Annotated in this window: 12 protein-coding genes; 9 read left to right on the top strand and 3 right to left on the bottom strand. The window is 39.7% G+C overall.

Going from position 1 to position 16,997, the window contains the following annotated elements; genetic code table 11:
• Nucleotides 1-60: 60 nt before the first annotated feature.
• The 5 genes from DRW42_RS19945 (at nt 61) to DRW42_RS19925 (ending at nt 7,747) form a co-directional block, all read left to right on the top strand.
• Nucleotides 61-1,434 carry a glucoamylase family protein gene (locus DRW42_RS19945; protein ID WP_113950598.1) on the top strand — a complete coding sequence of 458 codons (1,374 nt, stop codon included), beginning with the start codon at nt 61-63 and terminating at the stop codon, nt 1,432-1,434.
• A gap of 58 nt (nt 1,435-1,492) precedes the next feature.
• Nucleotides 1,493-1,894 carry a hypothetical protein gene (locus tag DRW42_RS19940; RefSeq protein ID WP_113950597.1) on the top strand — a complete coding sequence of 134 codons (402 nt, stop codon included), beginning with the start codon at nt 1,493-1,495 and terminating at the stop codon, nt 1,892-1,894.
• Between the two features lie 13 nt (nt 1,895-1,907).
• A complete protein-coding gene (locus DRW42_RS19935; protein WP_113950596.1) occupies nt 1,908-3,662 on the top strand; it encodes a discoidin domain-containing protein in 1,755 nt (584 codons plus the stop codon).
• 659 nt (nt 3,663-4,321) lie between these two features.
• Nucleotides 4,322-6,619, top strand: coding sequence for a beta-glucosidase BglX (gene bglX, locus DRW42_RS19930; protein ID WP_113950595.1), 2,298 nt, complete (start codon nt 4,322-4,324; stop codon nt 6,617-6,619).
• Between the two features lie 348 nt (nt 6,620-6,967).
• Complete coding sequence (locus tag DRW42_RS19925; RefSeq protein ID WP_113950675.1) at nt 6,968-7,747, top strand: carboxylesterase family protein; 780 nt, start codon at nt 6,968-6,970, stop codon at nt 7,745-7,747.
• A gap of 59 nt (nt 7,748-7,806) precedes the next feature.
• Here DRW42_RS19925 and DRW42_RS19920 read toward each other — a convergent pair whose 3' ends face one another.
• From DRW42_RS19920 to DRW42_RS19910, 3 genes are all read right to left on the bottom strand, one after another.
• Nucleotides 7,807-8,370, bottom strand: coding sequence for a transposase (locus DRW42_RS19920; RefSeq protein ID WP_113950594.1), 564 nt, complete (start codon nt 8,368-8,370; stop codon nt 7,807-7,809).
• A 181-nt stretch (nt 8,371-8,551) separates the two neighbouring features.
• Nucleotides 8,552-9,280 carry a YebC/PmpR family DNA-binding transcriptional regulator gene (locus DRW42_RS19915; protein ID WP_113950593.1) on the bottom strand — a complete coding sequence of 243 codons (729 nt, stop codon included), beginning with the start codon at nt 9,278-9,280 and terminating at the stop codon, nt 8,552-8,554.
• A gap of 100 nt (nt 9,281-9,380) precedes the next feature.
• The gene (locus tag DRW42_RS19910; protein WP_113950592.1) at nt 9,381-10,325 is read right to left on the bottom strand and encodes an NAD-dependent epimerase/dehydratase family protein; all 945 of its coding nucleotides are present in this window, start codon (nt 10,323-10,325) and stop codon (nt 9,381-9,383) included.
• Between the two features lie 793 nt (nt 10,326-11,118).
• Between DRW42_RS19910 and DRW42_RS19905 the strand changes: the two genes are divergently transcribed.
• From DRW42_RS19905 to DRW42_RS19890, 4 genes are all read left to right on the top strand, one after another.
• Nucleotides 11,119-11,679 carry a sigma-70 family RNA polymerase sigma factor gene (locus tag DRW42_RS19905; RefSeq protein WP_113950591.1) on the top strand — a complete coding sequence of 187 codons (561 nt, stop codon included), beginning with the start codon at nt 11,119-11,121 and terminating at the stop codon, nt 11,677-11,679.
• A gap of 106 nt (nt 11,680-11,785) precedes the next feature.
• Entirely contained in the window at nt 11,786-12,808 is a 1,023-nt protein-coding gene (locus tag DRW42_RS19900; RefSeq protein ID WP_113950590.1) for a FecR family protein, read from the top strand.
• A gap of 192 nt (nt 12,809-13,000) precedes the next feature.
• Nucleotides 13,001-15,931, top strand: a complete 2,931-nt coding sequence (locus DRW42_RS19895) for a TonB-dependent receptor (protein WP_113950589.1) — start codon at nt 13,001-13,003, stop codon at nt 15,929-15,931.
• Nucleotides 15,932-15,980: 49 nt separating this feature from the next.
• Nucleotides 15,981-16,886 (top strand): sugar phosphate isomerase/epimerase family protein, encoded by a 906-nt coding sequence (locus DRW42_RS19890; RefSeq protein ID WP_113950588.1) that lies wholly within the window; start codon nt 15,981-15,983, stop codon nt 16,884-16,886.
• The last annotated feature ends 111 nt before the right edge of the window (nt 16,887-16,997 follow it).

The raw sequence follows: 16,997 nt of genomic DNA, 5'->3' as shown, positions 1-16,997 counted from the left end.
ATTATATCATCTGGTTAAAGGTTGCCGGTAATACCGGCAGCCTTTCATTTATTTAATCCTATGCAAAAAATTATCCTCAACAAAATTACGCACTTACTGATTGTTATCCTGTGCCCTATTTTACTTTTTGCTTCATGCGTAAAAGGCAAAAACACAAGTTACGATCCAGATTTATCGGTCAAAAAAAACCTTTCTGATATCGAATTATTGGATCTGGTTCAAAAACAGACTTTCCAGTATTTCTGGGATGGTGCCGAACCAACTTCCGGCGCGGGAAGAGAGCGTTTTCATTTGGAGGATGTATATCCCGAAAATGATAAGAATACGGTAGCTACAGGTGCAACAGGTTTTGGCCTAATGGCCATTTTGAGTGGGATTGATAGAAATTATGTAACCAAAAAGGAAGGATTGGAGCGGTTGAACAAAATACTGGATTTCCTGTCCAGAGCCGATCGTTTTCATGGCGCATGGTCGCACTGGATAAATGGCGAAACAGGAAAAGTACGCCCATTCGGACAAAAAGATAATGGAGGCGATCTGGTAGAAACTTCATTTGTTGCACAGGCCCTGGTCTGCATCAACGAATATTATAAAAACGGAACTGAACCCGAAAAAGCACTCGCTAAAAAAGCCGACGAACTTTGGAAAGGCATCGATTTTGACTGGTTCCGCAATAAACAAAATGTACTGTACTGGCATTGGTCGCCAGAGTACAACTGGGAAATGAACTTCCCGGTAAAAGGTTATAACGAATGTTTAATTATGTACGTTATGGCAGCCTCATCCCCTACCCATAGCATACCGGCCGAAGTGTATCATGAAGGCTGGGCAAGAGGTGGTGCAATTAAGGCGAATTTCGATCTGTATGGACATCACATTCCATTGGATTATCAAGGTGCCAAAAATTCTGTGGGTCCGTTATTCTGGGCACATTATTCATATTTAGGTTTAAATCCTAAGGGGTTAAAAGACCGCTATGCCGATTACTGGCAAAACAATGTTAATCAAACTTTGGCCATACACGATTATTGTGTAGCCAATCCGAAAAAATTTAAAGGTTATGGCGAAAATAGCTGGGGCTTAACCGCCAGTTATTCGGTAAAAGGTTATGCTGCCCACAGCCTGCAGGAAGATTATGGTGTGATTTCTCCTACCGCAGCCATATCATCTATTCCGTACACGCCAAAAGAATCGATGAAGGTGATCAGGCACCTTTACGAAGATCTTGGAGACAAAGTTTGGGGCAAATACGGTTTTTACGATGCTTTTTCTGAAACCGATAACTGGTATCCTAAAAGATATCTGGGAATTGATCAGGGACCGATGGTCGTAATGATCGAAAATTACCGTTCAGGTTTGCTCTGGAAACTATTTATGGGAAATAAAGATGTTCAAAATGGCCTGAAGAAACTGGATTTTCAGTTTCAGCCATAGTATAGTGTTGTATATAAATGTTTAGCCACCATATATTTTAAATTAAATCTACAGAACCATGAAAAGAATTATTTTAATATTAACAGCAATGATGGGATGTGTAATCCTGAATTCAAGTTTTACTGCCATACCCAACACTATACATAAAACAACAAAAACAAAATTTGCCACTGTAAATGTTACAGCTACCAACTCTACCAGCGATGGTGTTTATGTACGGCTAGAAAATAATACCAGTGGAGGCGCTTATGTTTTCTTTATCCAGCCTAACTCCCCAAGTGGAACAGTTATCGGACAGATACCTGAAAATGGCGACATATATACCGTAAAATTAACTTCAACAGGCGGCGCACATGATATGTGGGTTTATTGGGAACATCAAACACATGTTACCGGATTAAGCGTTAGCGGGATGGCAATAGGCTGTTCGAGCTGTGCCCGGATTAATATTTTCAATTAATAACTTACGGATAATGGCTAAACATTTATTCAAGATATTTTTAATCATACCCCTGCTCTGTGGCACATATTCAGCCTATGCACAGCAGAAAACCTATTGTAATCCTATCAATGTAGATTATGGTTACACACCTTTTGAATCTTTTACCGAATGGGGCAAACACCGCGCCACTGCCGATCCGGTTATCGTAAACTACAAAGGCGATTTCTATCTTTTCAGCACCAACCAATGGGGTTACTGGCATAGCGCCGACATGTTAAATTGGAAGTTCCACGAAAAGAAATTTCTCCGCCCATGGAACAAAACCAAAGATGAGCTCTGCGCTCCCGGCGTAGGCATTGTTGGCGATACCATCGTAGTTTTTGGCAGTACCTACACTAAAAATTTCACGCTGTGGGGAAGCACGGATCCTAAAGGCAATAAATGGTTTCCGCTGGTGGATTCCTTAGAAATCGGCGGCTGGGATCCTGCATTTTTTACCGATGATGACGGCAGATTTTACATGTACAACGGAAGTAGTAACAATTATCCGATGTACGGCGTAGAGTTAGACCGTAAAACCTTTAAGCCAATTGGTACCCGTACCCCTATGTACCTGTTACAGAGCTGGCGTTATGGCTGGCAACGTTTTGGTGAATATATGGATGATACTTTCCTCGATCCTTTTGCGGAAGGCGCCTGGATGACCAAACATAATGGCAAATATTATTTCCAGTATGGTGCTCCCGGAACCGAGTTTAGTGGCTACTCTGATGGTGTAGTTGTGGGTACCAAACCTTTGTTCTACGATATGCCTACAATCCCGCAATCTGATCCTCTAAGTTATAAAGGCGGTGGATTTTCGCGTGGTGCCGGGCATGGAGCAACCTTTCAGGATAACAATCAAAATTACTGGCACATTTCTACTAGTATTATCTGTGTAAAAAATACATGGGAGCGCCGGATGGGAATCTGGCCAACCGGTTTTGATAAAGACGACGTAATGTGGACCAATACGGCCTTTGGCGATTATCCGCTTTATTTACCTTCTGAAAGAAAAGAAGGTGGTCCGGCTGGTCCGGGCTGGATGCTCATCAACTATAAAAAGCCGGTAACGGTTTCATCAACCTTAGGAAGTTTCAATGCCAATAACGCTGTTGACGAAAGCATAAAAACCTACTGGAGTGCCAAAACAGCTAATAATGGTGAATGGATCCAGACTGATTTAGGTAACCTGGCAACCGTTAATGCCATACAGATCAATTATGCCGATCAGGATGCCGAATTTATCGGTAAACAGATTGGAATTTATCACCAGTATAAAATCCTCTCTTCAACAGATGGCAAAAGATGGACAACCCTGGTTGATAAAAGCCAGAACAAAACCGATGTTCCGCATGATTATATCGAACTCCAGAAACCGGTAAAAACAAGGTTTATCAAGATGGTAAATATCCACATGCCTACGGGGAAATTTGCCATTAGTGGATTACGCGTTTTCGGAAATGGAAATGGCGAAAAACCTACAAAAGTGAATAACCTGATCGTATTAAGAACAGAGAAAGACAAACGCAGTGCTTACATCAAATGGGAGCCTGTTGATAATGCTTTTGCCTATAACCTTTATTACGGCACTGCACCTGATAAACTGTACAACTGTATCATGATCCATGATTTTAATGAATACTGGTTTAAGGCAATGGATAGTCAGAAAGCATATTATTTTGCCATAGAAGCCATAAATGAGAACGGTGTATCGGTAAAAACCGAAGTAAAGAAAGTCGATTAAACAAGTGCTCACGCTCGTTTCTAACGATCAATATAAATACGATAAAATCGTAAGGNAACGATCAATATAAATACGATAAAATCGTAAGGCTATTTAGGCACTCGTTGGAAACGAGCGCAAGCAGTTACTGAGGAAGGCCGATTAAACAAGCGCTCACGCTCGTTTCTAACGGACGTGGAAATGACTGATCGTTTCTAACGATCAATATAAAATACGATAGAATCGTAAAGCTAGCTAAGCACTCGTTGGAAACGAGCGCGAGCAGTTCGTGAGGAAGTTCGATTAAACAAACGCTCACGCTCGTTTCTAACGATTAATTTAAATACGATAAAATCGTAAAACTATTTAGGCACTCGTTGGAAACGAGCGCAAGCAGTTACTGAGGAAGTCGATTAAACAAGCGCTCACGCTCGTTTCTAACGGGCGTGGAAATAACTGATCGTTTCTAACGATCAATATAAAATATGATAGAATCCTAAAGCTATTTAGGCACTCGTTGGAAACGGGCGCCAGCAAGTAAATAAAAAACAGCTCACGCTCGTTTCTAACGAGCGTGGAAATAACCGATCGTTTGTAACGATCAACATTAAATACGATAACTGTAAGGCAATTTGAGTTTGCCAGCAAAAATGCAGAATAAAAAATAAAACACACATATAATGAAGAGAGCGAATATCCTGGTTGTTTTTTTAACACTATTTGTACTGAACGGATCAGCACAGACCAAAAAGCCTGTTTCGGCGGAAGAAGCGAAGATGAATACCTTCATCAGTAACCTGATGGCGAAGATGACCGTTGACGAAAAAATTGGTCAGCTGAATTTGCCCAGTTCTGGTGATATCACCACGGGACAAGCCAACAGCAGCGACATTTCCAAAAAAATAAAAGAAGGACAAGTTGGTGGTTTATTCAACATTAAAGGCGTTGATAAGATCAAAGCCGTTCAAAAAATTGCAGTAGAAAACAGCCGTATGAAAATTCCATTGCTTTTCGGAATGGATGTTATCCACGGTTACAATACCGTTTTCCCGATTCCTTTAGGGGTAAGCTGCATCTGGGATATGGCAAGTGTACAAAAATCAGCACGTGTAGCAGCCATAGAAGCCAGCGCAAGCGGTATTAACTGGACCTTCTCGCCTATGGTCGACATTTCGAGAGATCCACGCTGGGGACGTATTTCAGAAGGTAGTGGCGAAGATGCTTATTTAGGTTCGCAAATTGCGGCAGCTATGGTAAAAGGTTACCAGGGGAAATTACAGGCCAATAACGAGATTTTAGCCTGCGTAAAACACTACGCACTGTATGGCGCTGCCGAAGCCGGTAGAGATTATAACACCACCGATATGAGCAAAGTACGCATGTACAACGAATATTTCCCGCCTTATAAAGCCGCGGTTGATGCCGGTGCCGCCAGTGTAATGGCTTCTTTTAACGAAGTTGATGGTATTCCTGCTACCGGAAGCAAATGGCTAATGACCGATGTTTTACGCAACCAGTGGGGCTTTAAAGGCTTTGTAGTGACTGATTATACTGGTATTCCTGAAATGATTGCACATGGCATGGGCGATTTGCAAACTGTTTCTGCTTTAGCTTTAAATGCAGGTATTGATATGGATATGGTGGGTGAAGGATTTTTAGGTACGTTAAAAAAATCTTTAGCAGAGAAAAAAGTTGGTATTGCTCAAATAGACAGGGCTTGCAGATTGGTACTTCAGGCAAAATACAAACTGGGCTTATTTACCGATCCTTATAAATTCTGCAACCCCGAAAGAGCAGAGAAAGAAGTTTTTAGTCCGGCTAACCGCCAGGTGGCTCGCGAAGTTGCCGGCGAAAGTTTTGTATTGTTAAAAAATAACAACAATGTACTTCCGTTAAAAAAATCAGGAACTATTGGTTTAATTGGTCCATTGGCCGATAATACAGCCAATATGTATGGCACCTGGAGTGTTGCAGCCCTTTTTGATCAATCGGTTACTGTATTACAAGGTTTAAAAAATGCCTTGGGCAATAATGCGAAAGTATTAACTGCACGTGGTGCTAATTTCCTGGCCGATTCTACCATGGAGCACCGTTATGTAAACATCCACAACCCTACTTATAAACGCGATCCGCGTTCGGAAGCCGAAATGATCAAAGAAGCTTTAGAAGTTGCAAAAAAATCGGATGTAATTGTGGCCACCATTGGTGAAGGTTCTGAATTTACCGGCGAAAGCAGCAGTGTAACCGATATCCAGATTCCAGAAACACAGAAAAACCTGTTAAAGGCATTGGCAAAAACCGGCAAACCGGTTGTTTTGGTATTGTTTACCGGCCGTCCGCTGGCATTAAACTGGGAGCAGGAAAATATCCCGGCGATTTTAAATGTTTGGTTCCCTGGAAGTGAAGCAGGAAGTGCCATTGCCGATGTACTTTTCGGAGATGTTAATCCATCGGGTAAACTAAGCACAACTTTTCCTCAAAATGTTGGTCAGGTGCCTTTGTATTATGCGCATAAAAATACCGGTCGACCGTTGGCAGAAGGTAAATGGTTCGAAAAATTCCGTTCTAATTATTTAGATGTAAGCAACGATCCTTTATATCCTTTCGGTTTTGGCTTGAGCTATACCACATTTAATTATAGCGATATTAAATTAAGTTCAAATACCTTAACTAAAGGAAAAACGATCACCGCATCGGTTACTTTAAGCAATACAGGCAAATATGAGGGCAAAGAAGTGGTTCAATTGTATATCCAGGATCTTGTGGGCAGCATTACCCGTCCGGTTAAAGAATTAAAGGGTTTCCAAAAGATAAGTTTAAAAGCTGGTGAAAGCAGAACAATTACTTTTAATATTTCGGAAAACGACCTTAAATTTTACAATTCAGACCTGAAATTTGTAGCAGAACCTGGCGATTTTAAAGTATTTATCGGTACTAATTCACGCGATGTAAAAGAAGCTGCTTTTACCCTGAAATAAAAACATTTTGGTTAGGTTACAAACCCTGCGCTATTGTAAAGTAGCCAGGGTTTATTTTTTGGTAGAAAACTGATTTCCAAATTATACTGAAAATGTTGTTTTTATGAATATACTAACTAGAACGATTAGTCATGCTGAATTTATTTCAGCATCTTTTTAGTATGAAAGACCCTGAAATAAATTCAGGGTGACGGCCACAGTAGTAAAAAGCTTGTAAAATGATATACTATTGCAAAGTAATTAAGGTTTCCTATTTTTGTTGCATGAAACCATCATGATTTACCAATACATACCTTAAAATAACAAATCATGATAGCTTCATCACCATTAAAAAATAATATAAAACGGATGAAAAAGATTATTTTAACCATCTGCATTCTTTTTCCAGTACTCTTTTTAAACGCTCAGGATTTTAAAAAATACGATAAGGGAAGTTATATCAAAGGAAAAGATTCTATTTACTACAGAATACTATTTCCTGAAAATTTTAATCCCGACCAAAAATACCCGATTGTTTTCTTTTTGCATGGAAGTGGGGAGAGAGGAAATGATAATACCAGTCAGCTGGTGCATGGCGGAAAACTGTTCTTAAAACCGGATGTCCGCAAAAATTTTCCTGCCATTGTAGTTTTCCCACAGTGTCCGCAGAACGATTTTTGGGCCAATGCCAATTTTGAAAAAGATGCCAACGGTAAAAGAAAAATCAGTTTTGTGGAAGGGGGCAAACCTACCAAAGTGATGCATGCTCTACAGGGAATGGTTAAAAATTTTCTTAAAAAGCCTTATGTAAACAAAGATCAGGTTTACGTTGGTGGTTTATCAATGGGGGCTATGGGTACTTATGAGCTGCTAAGAAGAGAGCGCCGTAAATTTGCCGCTGCCATTGCCATCTGCGGTGGCGATAATACCAATAATATTAAAAAATACCAAAAAGTACCGCTTTGGATCTTCCATGGGGCAAAAGACGACATTGTTGATCCGGCATTCTCTATTGCCATTGCCGAGCGTTTAAAAACTGTAGGTGATGAGGTAAAATTTACCCTCTATCCAAATGCCAACCACAACAGCTGGGATAGCACATTCGCAGAACCGGAGTTATTAAGCTGGTTGTTTTCGCATAAGAGGTAATAGCATTTCGTTAATCAGACCTCGCAGGTTTTTAAAACCTGCGAGGTCTAAAAACGGCTTCAACAGTCCATGTCATCGATCAACTGCTGATGTTTCTTTTCATGATATTCTTTATAAAAATTCAATCCTCCAAACCAATCAATAACTTCTTCTCTTTTCAGAGCGGTTGGCTTATCCGATAATACAACATTATATGAAGAATATGGATAATCCCTGAAGTCTCTCAACACCCCGTGCTTTTGTGGATTAGAATGGATATAATAAATCAATTCACTGATATAAGATTCATTCTCAACTTTCTTCCTTTTAAACCGTTCTTCAAAAAGTTTTCCGGTGCGATCGAACCTTTTATTAAAGGCTTTTGCATAGGCATTGAATAAATTTGAAAAGCTCTTTTCAATATTTATAGTAAGTTTATTTTTATCCTTTGTTTTAATGAGAAGATGAAAATGATTATTCAATAAACAGTAAGCAAAAACATCCGCTACAGGTAAAATATATTTCTTCAATAGTTTAAGGAAATAAAGATAATTAGATTCTTCCCTGAAGATGATCTCACTATTATTCCCTCTATTGTAGATATGATAATAAGTTTCATATTCTAAAGGAATTGTTCTAATCATACTTAAATTTAAATAAATTCATAGAAAAATCAAATATTATGAAGCTCCAGACCTTGCAGGTTTACTTGAACATATTAATCCCAGACCTCGTAGGTTTTAAAAACCTACGAGGTCTAAACAACAACAAAAAAAGGGTCCCGATTTTACACCGCGACCCTTTTTCAGTAAGTATCAAATACTATTACTCAGCCATATTGTGATAAACCGCCTGCACATCATCATCTTCCTCTAATTTATCAATCAGTTTAAGTACATCAGCTGCCTGCTCTTCGGTAACCTCGTGGTGAGAAAGGGCAATACGCTCCAGTTTTGAACTTTTTAATTCAATACCTTTTTCTTCCAGGGCTTTTTGCAAAGAACCAAAGTTTTCGAAGGCACCTTGTGCAACTGCAATATCGTTTCCTTCTTCATCGGCCTCCACATAAAGTTCCTCTAAACCCGCATCGATTAATTCGAATTCCAGTTCTTCTAAATCCAGATCTTCGGCAGGCACAAAACGGAAGATAGATTTACGGCTGAAAACAAAATCCAAAGAACCTGTTTTACCCAAAGAACCGTCAGTTTTGTTAAAATAACTGCGAACATTGGCTACCGTACGGTTGGTATTATCGGTAGCTGTTTCAATTAGAACAGCAACACCGTGAGGGGCGTAACCTTCGTACACGATCTCCTCATAATTAGCCATCGATTTATCAGAAGCACGTTTGATAGCTGCCTCTACCCTATCTTTGGGCATGTTTACCGCTTTCGCATTTTGTATGGCAGTACGTAAACGCGAGTTGGTTTCGGGATGAGGCCCGGATTCCTTCACTGCCATTACGATATCTTTACCAATACGCGTAAACTGAACCGCCATTTTGGCCCAACGCTTAAATTTTCTCTCTTTTCTAAATTCGAATGCTCTTCCCATTGTTTTAGTATGAAGTATTTTAGTATCAAGTATGGAGAATTGAGTATCAAGATAGGACAAAACCCTTACACCTTATACCCTACACCTTTAAGCTCTCTACTTATTTTTTTAAATTATTTAACATGTCAATTGTAAGTTTCGATAAATCGAACTCTGGTTTCCATCCCCAGTCTTTTGCCGCGTAATTATCGTCGATAGAACGTGGCCAGCTGTTTGCAATTTGCTGGCGTGGATCATTAGCCGCGTAAGTTAAGGTAAATTCCGGAATATGTTTTCTAATTTCGGCAGCCAAAACCTCTGGTGTAAAGCTCACCCCGGCAAAATTGTAACTGCTGCGTACTGAAATCTGATCTGCAGGCGCATCCATCAGTTCGATGGTTCCGCGGATTGCATCATCCATATACATCATCGGTAATTCTGTTTCTGCACTTAAAAAACTCTGATAGCTTCCTTTTTTCAGTGCATCGTGGAAAATGTGGATGGCATAATCAGTTGTTCCACCACCTGGGGCAGCCTTCCAGCTGATTAATCCAGGGTAGCGGATACTACGCACATCCAATCCGTATTTTTGGTTATAATATTCGCACCAACGCTCTCCGGCCAGTTTACTGATTCCATAAACCGTATTCGGATCCATTACACAATATTGCGAGGTATTATCTTTTGGCGAATTCGGGCCAAATACCGCAATAGAGCTTGGCCAGTATACTTTTGCCGTTTTATATTCTAAAGCCAAATCCAAAACATTCAGCAAACCGTTCATATTTAAATCCCAGGCCAGTTTTGGGTTTTGCTCACCAGTAGCCGATAATAAAGCAGCTAAAAGGTAAACCTGTGTTGGTTTGTATTTATGAAAAATACCGTTGATCATTTCTTTATCCAGTACATTCACAAATTCAAATGGTGCAGAGTTTTTGATGTCGTAATCGGGCCTGCGGATATCGCATGCAACCACATGATCATCACCATATATTTTACGTAACATGGTTACCAACTCGGTACCAATTTGCCCGTTAGAGCCTAAAACAACAATTTTTTCTTGCATAATTTTTTAGAGATTGAGCAAAGGTAAAAAAATGAGATAATATGAAGAATGCTTAATTGTTTAAATTGCTAAATTGTTGAATTGCTTCATTGCTAACTGCAAATTGCCAACTGAAAACTATTTTTAATGGTTAATCGGTTAATTGTTTAAACTGGTTAATTGTTCGATTACCGCATTGCTAAACCGATCGCTAGATTTTGAACATTGTGATTTGATCATTGGTATTACTGAAAAAAGGTTAACCGTTTTAGCGCAATTGCTAAATTGTTGGATTGCTTGCTTGATTGTTAACTGTAAATTGCCAACTGAAAACTGTTGTGAATGGTTAATTGTTTAATTGTTCGATTACTGCATTGCTAAACCGATCGCTAGATTTTGAACATTGTGATTTGATCATTGGTAATTACTGAAAAAAGGTTAACTGGATTAGCGCAATTGCTAAATTGTTGGATTGCTTCATTGCTAACTGCAAATTGCCAACTGAAAACTGCTGTGAATGGTTAATCGGTTAATTGTTTACCCTTCGACTACGCTCAGGGGGTTAACTGAGAATAGCGAATTGCTTAATTGTTCGATTATTGCATTGCTAAACCGATCGCTAGATTTTGAACATTGTGATTTGATCATTGGTAATTAACATTTAACACTAATCGCCCAACGCCATACGCCAAACATTCCAACTTTAAAACCTTCCAACAATGAAACAATAGAACAATCAAAACAATAAAGCCATCGCACGTAAACATTAATTTTATTACATTTACTATCATTAATATCCCGAACAACCAAATAAATGCGTCAATTTGAGCCTGACAAATCACAAGATTTACTTAACCGTCTAAAACTGGGCGATAAGCAGGCTTACGAGCACATCTACTTTGCCTTTAGCAAGGAGCTACTTTATGCAGCCTATAAAAAAACAGGCGACAGGGTAATTGCTGAAGAACTGGTGCAGAATATTTTTATCTCCCTGTGGGAAAAACGGCATGATTTACAGATCAACAATCTCCAGGCGTATTTATTCGGGGCATTAAAACTAAGTGTGATCAACCACATCCGCAGTTTGGTGATGGAAAATAAATACATGGCGTATCAAACGCTCACCTATTCCGAAAACCATCAGGATACCGCCAACCTTGTCGATCTTCATGATCTGTCTTCCATCATCGAAAAAGGCATTAATTCCCTCCCCGAAAAAACCCAGGAAGTTTTCAGGCTCAGCCGTTACCAGCACCAGTCAACCAAAGATATTGCAACCGGCTTAAACATCACCGAAAAGGCCGTAGAGTACCATATTACCCGCTCCATCAAAAGGATAAAAGAATACATTAAAAATTTTTACATCTTTTTATAGCTGATTATCAGTTAATTACAAATTATTTCACTTTTTTTATTTCTCACCTTTAGGGGTTCGCCCCCATTGTGTTACTGGTATAGTATAAAGCCAAATATTCTTCCTTATGAATCAGAAATCATTTTACGATTTACTCAACCGTTACGAGAGCGGAAATTGTACCGAAGCCGAAAAGCTTTGGGTTGATAAATGGTATCATAATTTAAACAGCCACGATTTTAAAGATTTATCTTCCACTGCGCTTGAAGAAATGCAGGCAAATGTTTGGCTCAATCTCAATAACACGGAACAAAAGTCTGCACCGGCTCTAAAAGTTAAAAAATTGTGGCCAAAATTTGCCATTGCAGCTTCCATCATGGTTGCCTTTTTTATTGCTGGCTTATACCTGGCCAATTATAACCGTGCAGAACAATCCTTTTTAGATGAAAACGCTGACCTGAATTTAATCAGCAAAACGAACGAAAGCGACAGCACCATGGTAATTGCGCTTAGCGACCAAAGTACAGTTACACTTAAACCACAGGCAAACATTATTTACCCCAAGGTTTTTGCAGCCAACAAAAGAACCGTTTATTTAAAAGGAAGTGCCTTTTTCTCGGTGAGTAAAAATCCGAATAGGCCTTTTTATGTGTATAATCAAAAATTGGTGGTACGGGTTTTGGGAACCAGTTTCTGGGTTAAATCGGCCACCGATAAAATGCCTGCACAGGTTGCCGTAAGAACGGGAAAAGTAAGTGTAGCCGAAAACCAGAAAAGCTCGCTGTTTAGCTTCGCAGAAAAAAAGCTGGCCAAACCAATACTCCTTACGCCTAACCAAAAAGGCATTTTCACAGATCATCAGTTAAATAAAACACTGGTAAGCAAACCTATTCCTTTAGATGAAGCATACAACATTCCTACAAGCGTAAGCTATAATTTTAAAGAAGAAAGCATTAAGGAAATTTTCAAAACCTTATCAGAAGCTTATGGCATTGAGATAAAATCGGATAACGAGCAGATCGCTACTTATACTTTTACCGGAGATTTGAGCAAAAAAGGGCTATATGAGCAGCTCGACCTCATCTGCGGAACCATATCAGGCAAATATTACATCCAGGGAACCAGTATTGTGGTTTCTAATAAAAACTAACCAAATTATATAAAAATTATGAAGAAAAACTACCCAACCAACAGCCCGTAAGCGCGGCACATCTTCCATAATATTTTCTAAAAACAAAGCCGACAATGTGGGGCATTGCCGGCGAGTTAAATACATAGAAATGTATTCATGGTATTCCTATGTCCAATAAATCCAATCATTTAATGAACAATAACCAAATTTATGAAAAAAAATCAACTTATTTCGCTGGCGATATATGCAATGAGAGTTTCGATTTACCAAATACTTGCAATAATAATTTTTAACTGTGCTTCATTTGCCAAAAATGTGCGCGCACAGGAATTTTTGAATAAACCAATTTCGATCAAAGCCGATCAAACCGATATTAAAACCATTATCGAAAAAACTGAACAACTAACCAATGTGAAGTTTGTTTACAGTCCGCAATTGATTAACTCCGGCCGTAAAGTTTCTATCAATGTAGTTAACCAAAAACTTAAATATTTTCTTGAGAATTCGCTAAAACGTTATGACGTGGGATATAGGATAGTAAAGGATCAGATTCTGCTCTATTCTATTCCTGCCAATAACAACCTCGAATTGTTAAAAGCTTTCGAGGGTATCGTAACCGGAAAAGTAACCGACAGTAAGGGCAATCCAATTCCGGGCGTATCCGTTACCGTTAAAGGAAAATCAATCGGGACCACGACTGATGAGAATGGCGCATTTGCTTTAAAAGGTTTAACGGTTGATAGTCGCGTTTTAGTAGTGCGCTATGTAGGTTTCATCTCAAAAGAAGTAAATCTTTCTCCGGGTAATGCCGACGAAAACCTGAGCATCAGTTTATCCGAAGATAATCTTCAGCTGGAAAGTGTAATGGTAACCGGTGGTAACCCGAAGAAAAAACTCGAAAGTAGTGTGGCTTTAACTTCGGTGAGCAATAAAGACATTACCAACCGAGCACCGCTAAATAGTACCGATCTTTTAAAAGCCATACCGGGTTTAACGGTAGAAAGTACAGGCGGTGATGGTCCGGGTAACGTTTGGGTAAGGGGATTTCCGCAGCAGGGTGGTTATATTTTCCTTGGTATTCAGGAAGATGGTTTGCCACTTTTACCAACAGGTTTCAACACCAATCCATCGGTAGATCAATATTACAAAACAGATTTAACCATTCAGAATATCGAAGCTGTTAGAGGTGGTAATGCTTCCATTATCCAGTCTAATACCCCTGGAGCCGTGGTAAACAACATCAGTTATGTGGGAGCCGATAAACAATACGGTCAGTTTAAATTTACCACAGGTTTTTCGCAGGGTTTATACCGCTTTGACGGAAACACAGGCGGAAAAATAAACGACAACATTAAATACAACATCGGTGGTTTTTACCGTACTGATAATGGTGTGGTAGATCAGGGTTTCAATCCGGCCAATCAGGGTGGGCAGATTAAAGGTAACATGACTTTTAATTTCAAAAACCACAAAGGCTTTATCCGTGTGTATGGTAAATATCTGAACGATAAAGTGCAGTTTCTGTTAACCAGTTATTATCCCTACGATGGCACCGGAAAACCGACTACTTACCGCGATTACGATATGGCTTCGCAATCTATCGTGCCATTACAAACCGAATGGAGTTATAACGATCCGGCAACCGGCAACCACAATTTCAGTTTAACCGATGGTATCCATACCAAATTGGGATCAGGTGGTTTCCAGTTCAATTATTTAACAGATAGCGGCTGGCAAATCGTTAACAATTTCCGTTATCAGAACACACATACCAATTCTACTTATACCGTTCCTTCCGGAATTGCAGCCAGAACTGCCGCAACACCATACTATTACCCGGGTGGCGCAGTTGCACCATTTGTGGCAGGCGATTATGTAATTACTTCATCCGCCAACGGACAAATTAATAGCGATGTACAGGTTGTAGATTATTTAGACCTGAAAAAAACCATTAAAAACCACAGTTTGGGCATAGGTACGGGTATCCACCAGTACAACCGTGATGATTTACGTTATGCTTTCCGTTCCTTCTCCGAATTTAAAGAACATCCGAGCATTATTCTACAGTCACCTACTGCAGGAGAGCGAACCATTCAAACCAAAAACACCTTTATCGGTGATACCCGGACTTTATCGGCCTACGCATCGGATGAGATCAAAATCAACGAACAGTGGCGTTTAGATATCGGTGCGAGGATTGATAACCAGAATGTAAAAGGCGACAGACCTTATTACGCGTTGAATACGAATGGAACAGTTAATACTACCGCTGCTGCTACTGCAACGATTTTGGGTTACACACCTTACGATGAAACCTTAACCAACTGGGCAGCATCAGTTGGTGCCAATTATAAAATCAATTCAACCTCGAGTATTTTTGCAAGGGCAACCAAAGCATACAATGCACCAACAATTGGCGATTACAATGCATCTGCTTATAATCCCGCCAACATTAAAAAACGTCCGGTTTATTTAGGTGAAATAGGTTTTAAATATGCGAAAAACAACCTGGCTATTTTTGCATCAGGAAGTTATTCGGCAATCAAAAATGTATCCTTAACCATCAATGTACCTACAACTGCCGCAGGTACACAGGCTTTGGTTGCATTTGGATCTACCCGTACATTCAGTGCCGAATACGAAGTTTCGTATAAAATTGCCAAACCACTTAGTTTACGTTTAACCGGAACCTTACAGGATTCTAAATACACCGATTATGAAGCTTCTACCAAAGGAAACGCAGCCGTACTGGCCGAATTTGGCGACCGTACCTACAGCTTTACCGGCAAAAGAACAGAACGCGTACCGGTTTTAAATACCGAGCTTGGTGCCAACTACGATTACAAAAACTTTAACTTATATGTAGCGGCAAACTATGTAGGCAGCCGTTTCACCTCTCCCAGCGACAGTTATAGATTACCAGCTTATGTGGTAATGAAAGCCGGCGCAGGATACAATTTCACTAAAAAAGTTTCAATAAGATTTTGGGCAGACAACTTGTTAAATGCAAAAGTGCTGACAGAGGGCGATGTTCGCGGAGATCAGTTCAGGGATTTCTCGACCGTTACCCCTGGCACATTAATGATTGGCAGAACATTACTTCAACGTACTTTCTGGGGATCATTGGCTTATTCATTCTAACAAATCAAACCGGAGTTTACGCTCCGGTTTTTTTAATTCTAAAAACATCATGACAACAAGAAGATCATTTTTACAACAGGCAGGCTTAGCGGGTGCGGCTGCCTTTTTAAGTCCGTCAATTATTACTACCGCCCTGGCCCAGCCGGCCAAAATTTCAAAAATTGGTATCGGCCTTTTCACCTTACGTGAACAGTTAACTGCGGATGTTAATGCCACCATCCAACGCGTAGCCCAAATTGGCTACAACCAGGTAGAAACCTATTACGGTTATCCGGGCAAATACGAGGTGAAAGGATTTTGGGGTTTAGAGGCAAAAGATTTTAATGCATTATTGAAATCAAATCACCTTACCTCTCCTAGCGGACATTACAATGTAACCGAGTTTTTATCTTCAGGTGATGACAAAGTATTAAAATCACATATCGAAACTGCCGCTACCGTAAACCAGAAATATTTTGTGATCCCTGCTTTGCCTACCGATATCAGGGCCAATGGTACTTTGGATGATTATAAACGCATGGCTGGCAGATTTAACCAGGCTGCAGAACTTTGCCGGAAATCGGGATTAAAACTGGCCTACCATAACCATAATTTCGAATTTAAAGATCAGGGAAATGGCGTTACCGGATACGAAATCCTGCTAAAAGAAACCGATGCCAAACTCGTAGGTTTCGAACTCGATATCTTTTGGGCAGTAAATGCTGGTTTAGATCCGGTAATGATGTTTAAGAAAAATCCGGGCCGTTATAAAATGTTCCATGTAAAGGATATGGATAAATCAGATAAAGCTGTTTTTACCGAAGTAGGTGCCGGAAGAATTGATTTTAAAAGCATATTTGCAGCATCAAAACTCGCCGGACTGGATTATATTTTCACCGAACAGGATATCATTAAAAAAGAGCCTTATGAGAGTATAACCGAAAGTTACAATTACATCAAAAAGAATCTGATTTAGGTCAGATTTCCGCTTTGAAAATGTTCGCTTTTTAATTTATGGGTAAATAAAGCATTCACCTATACTAAATGTATTTTTTACACCAAGTAAATCGGCACCAAAAACCCACTT

This window comes from Pedobacter miscanthi (assembly GCF_003315595.1).
GTDB lineage: Bacteria > Bacteroidota > Bacteroidia > Sphingobacteriales > Sphingobacteriaceae > Pedobacter > Pedobacter miscanthi.
Note: the sequence above shows the minus strand (reverse complement) of the source record. Positions and strands in the feature narration are given on the sequence as shown.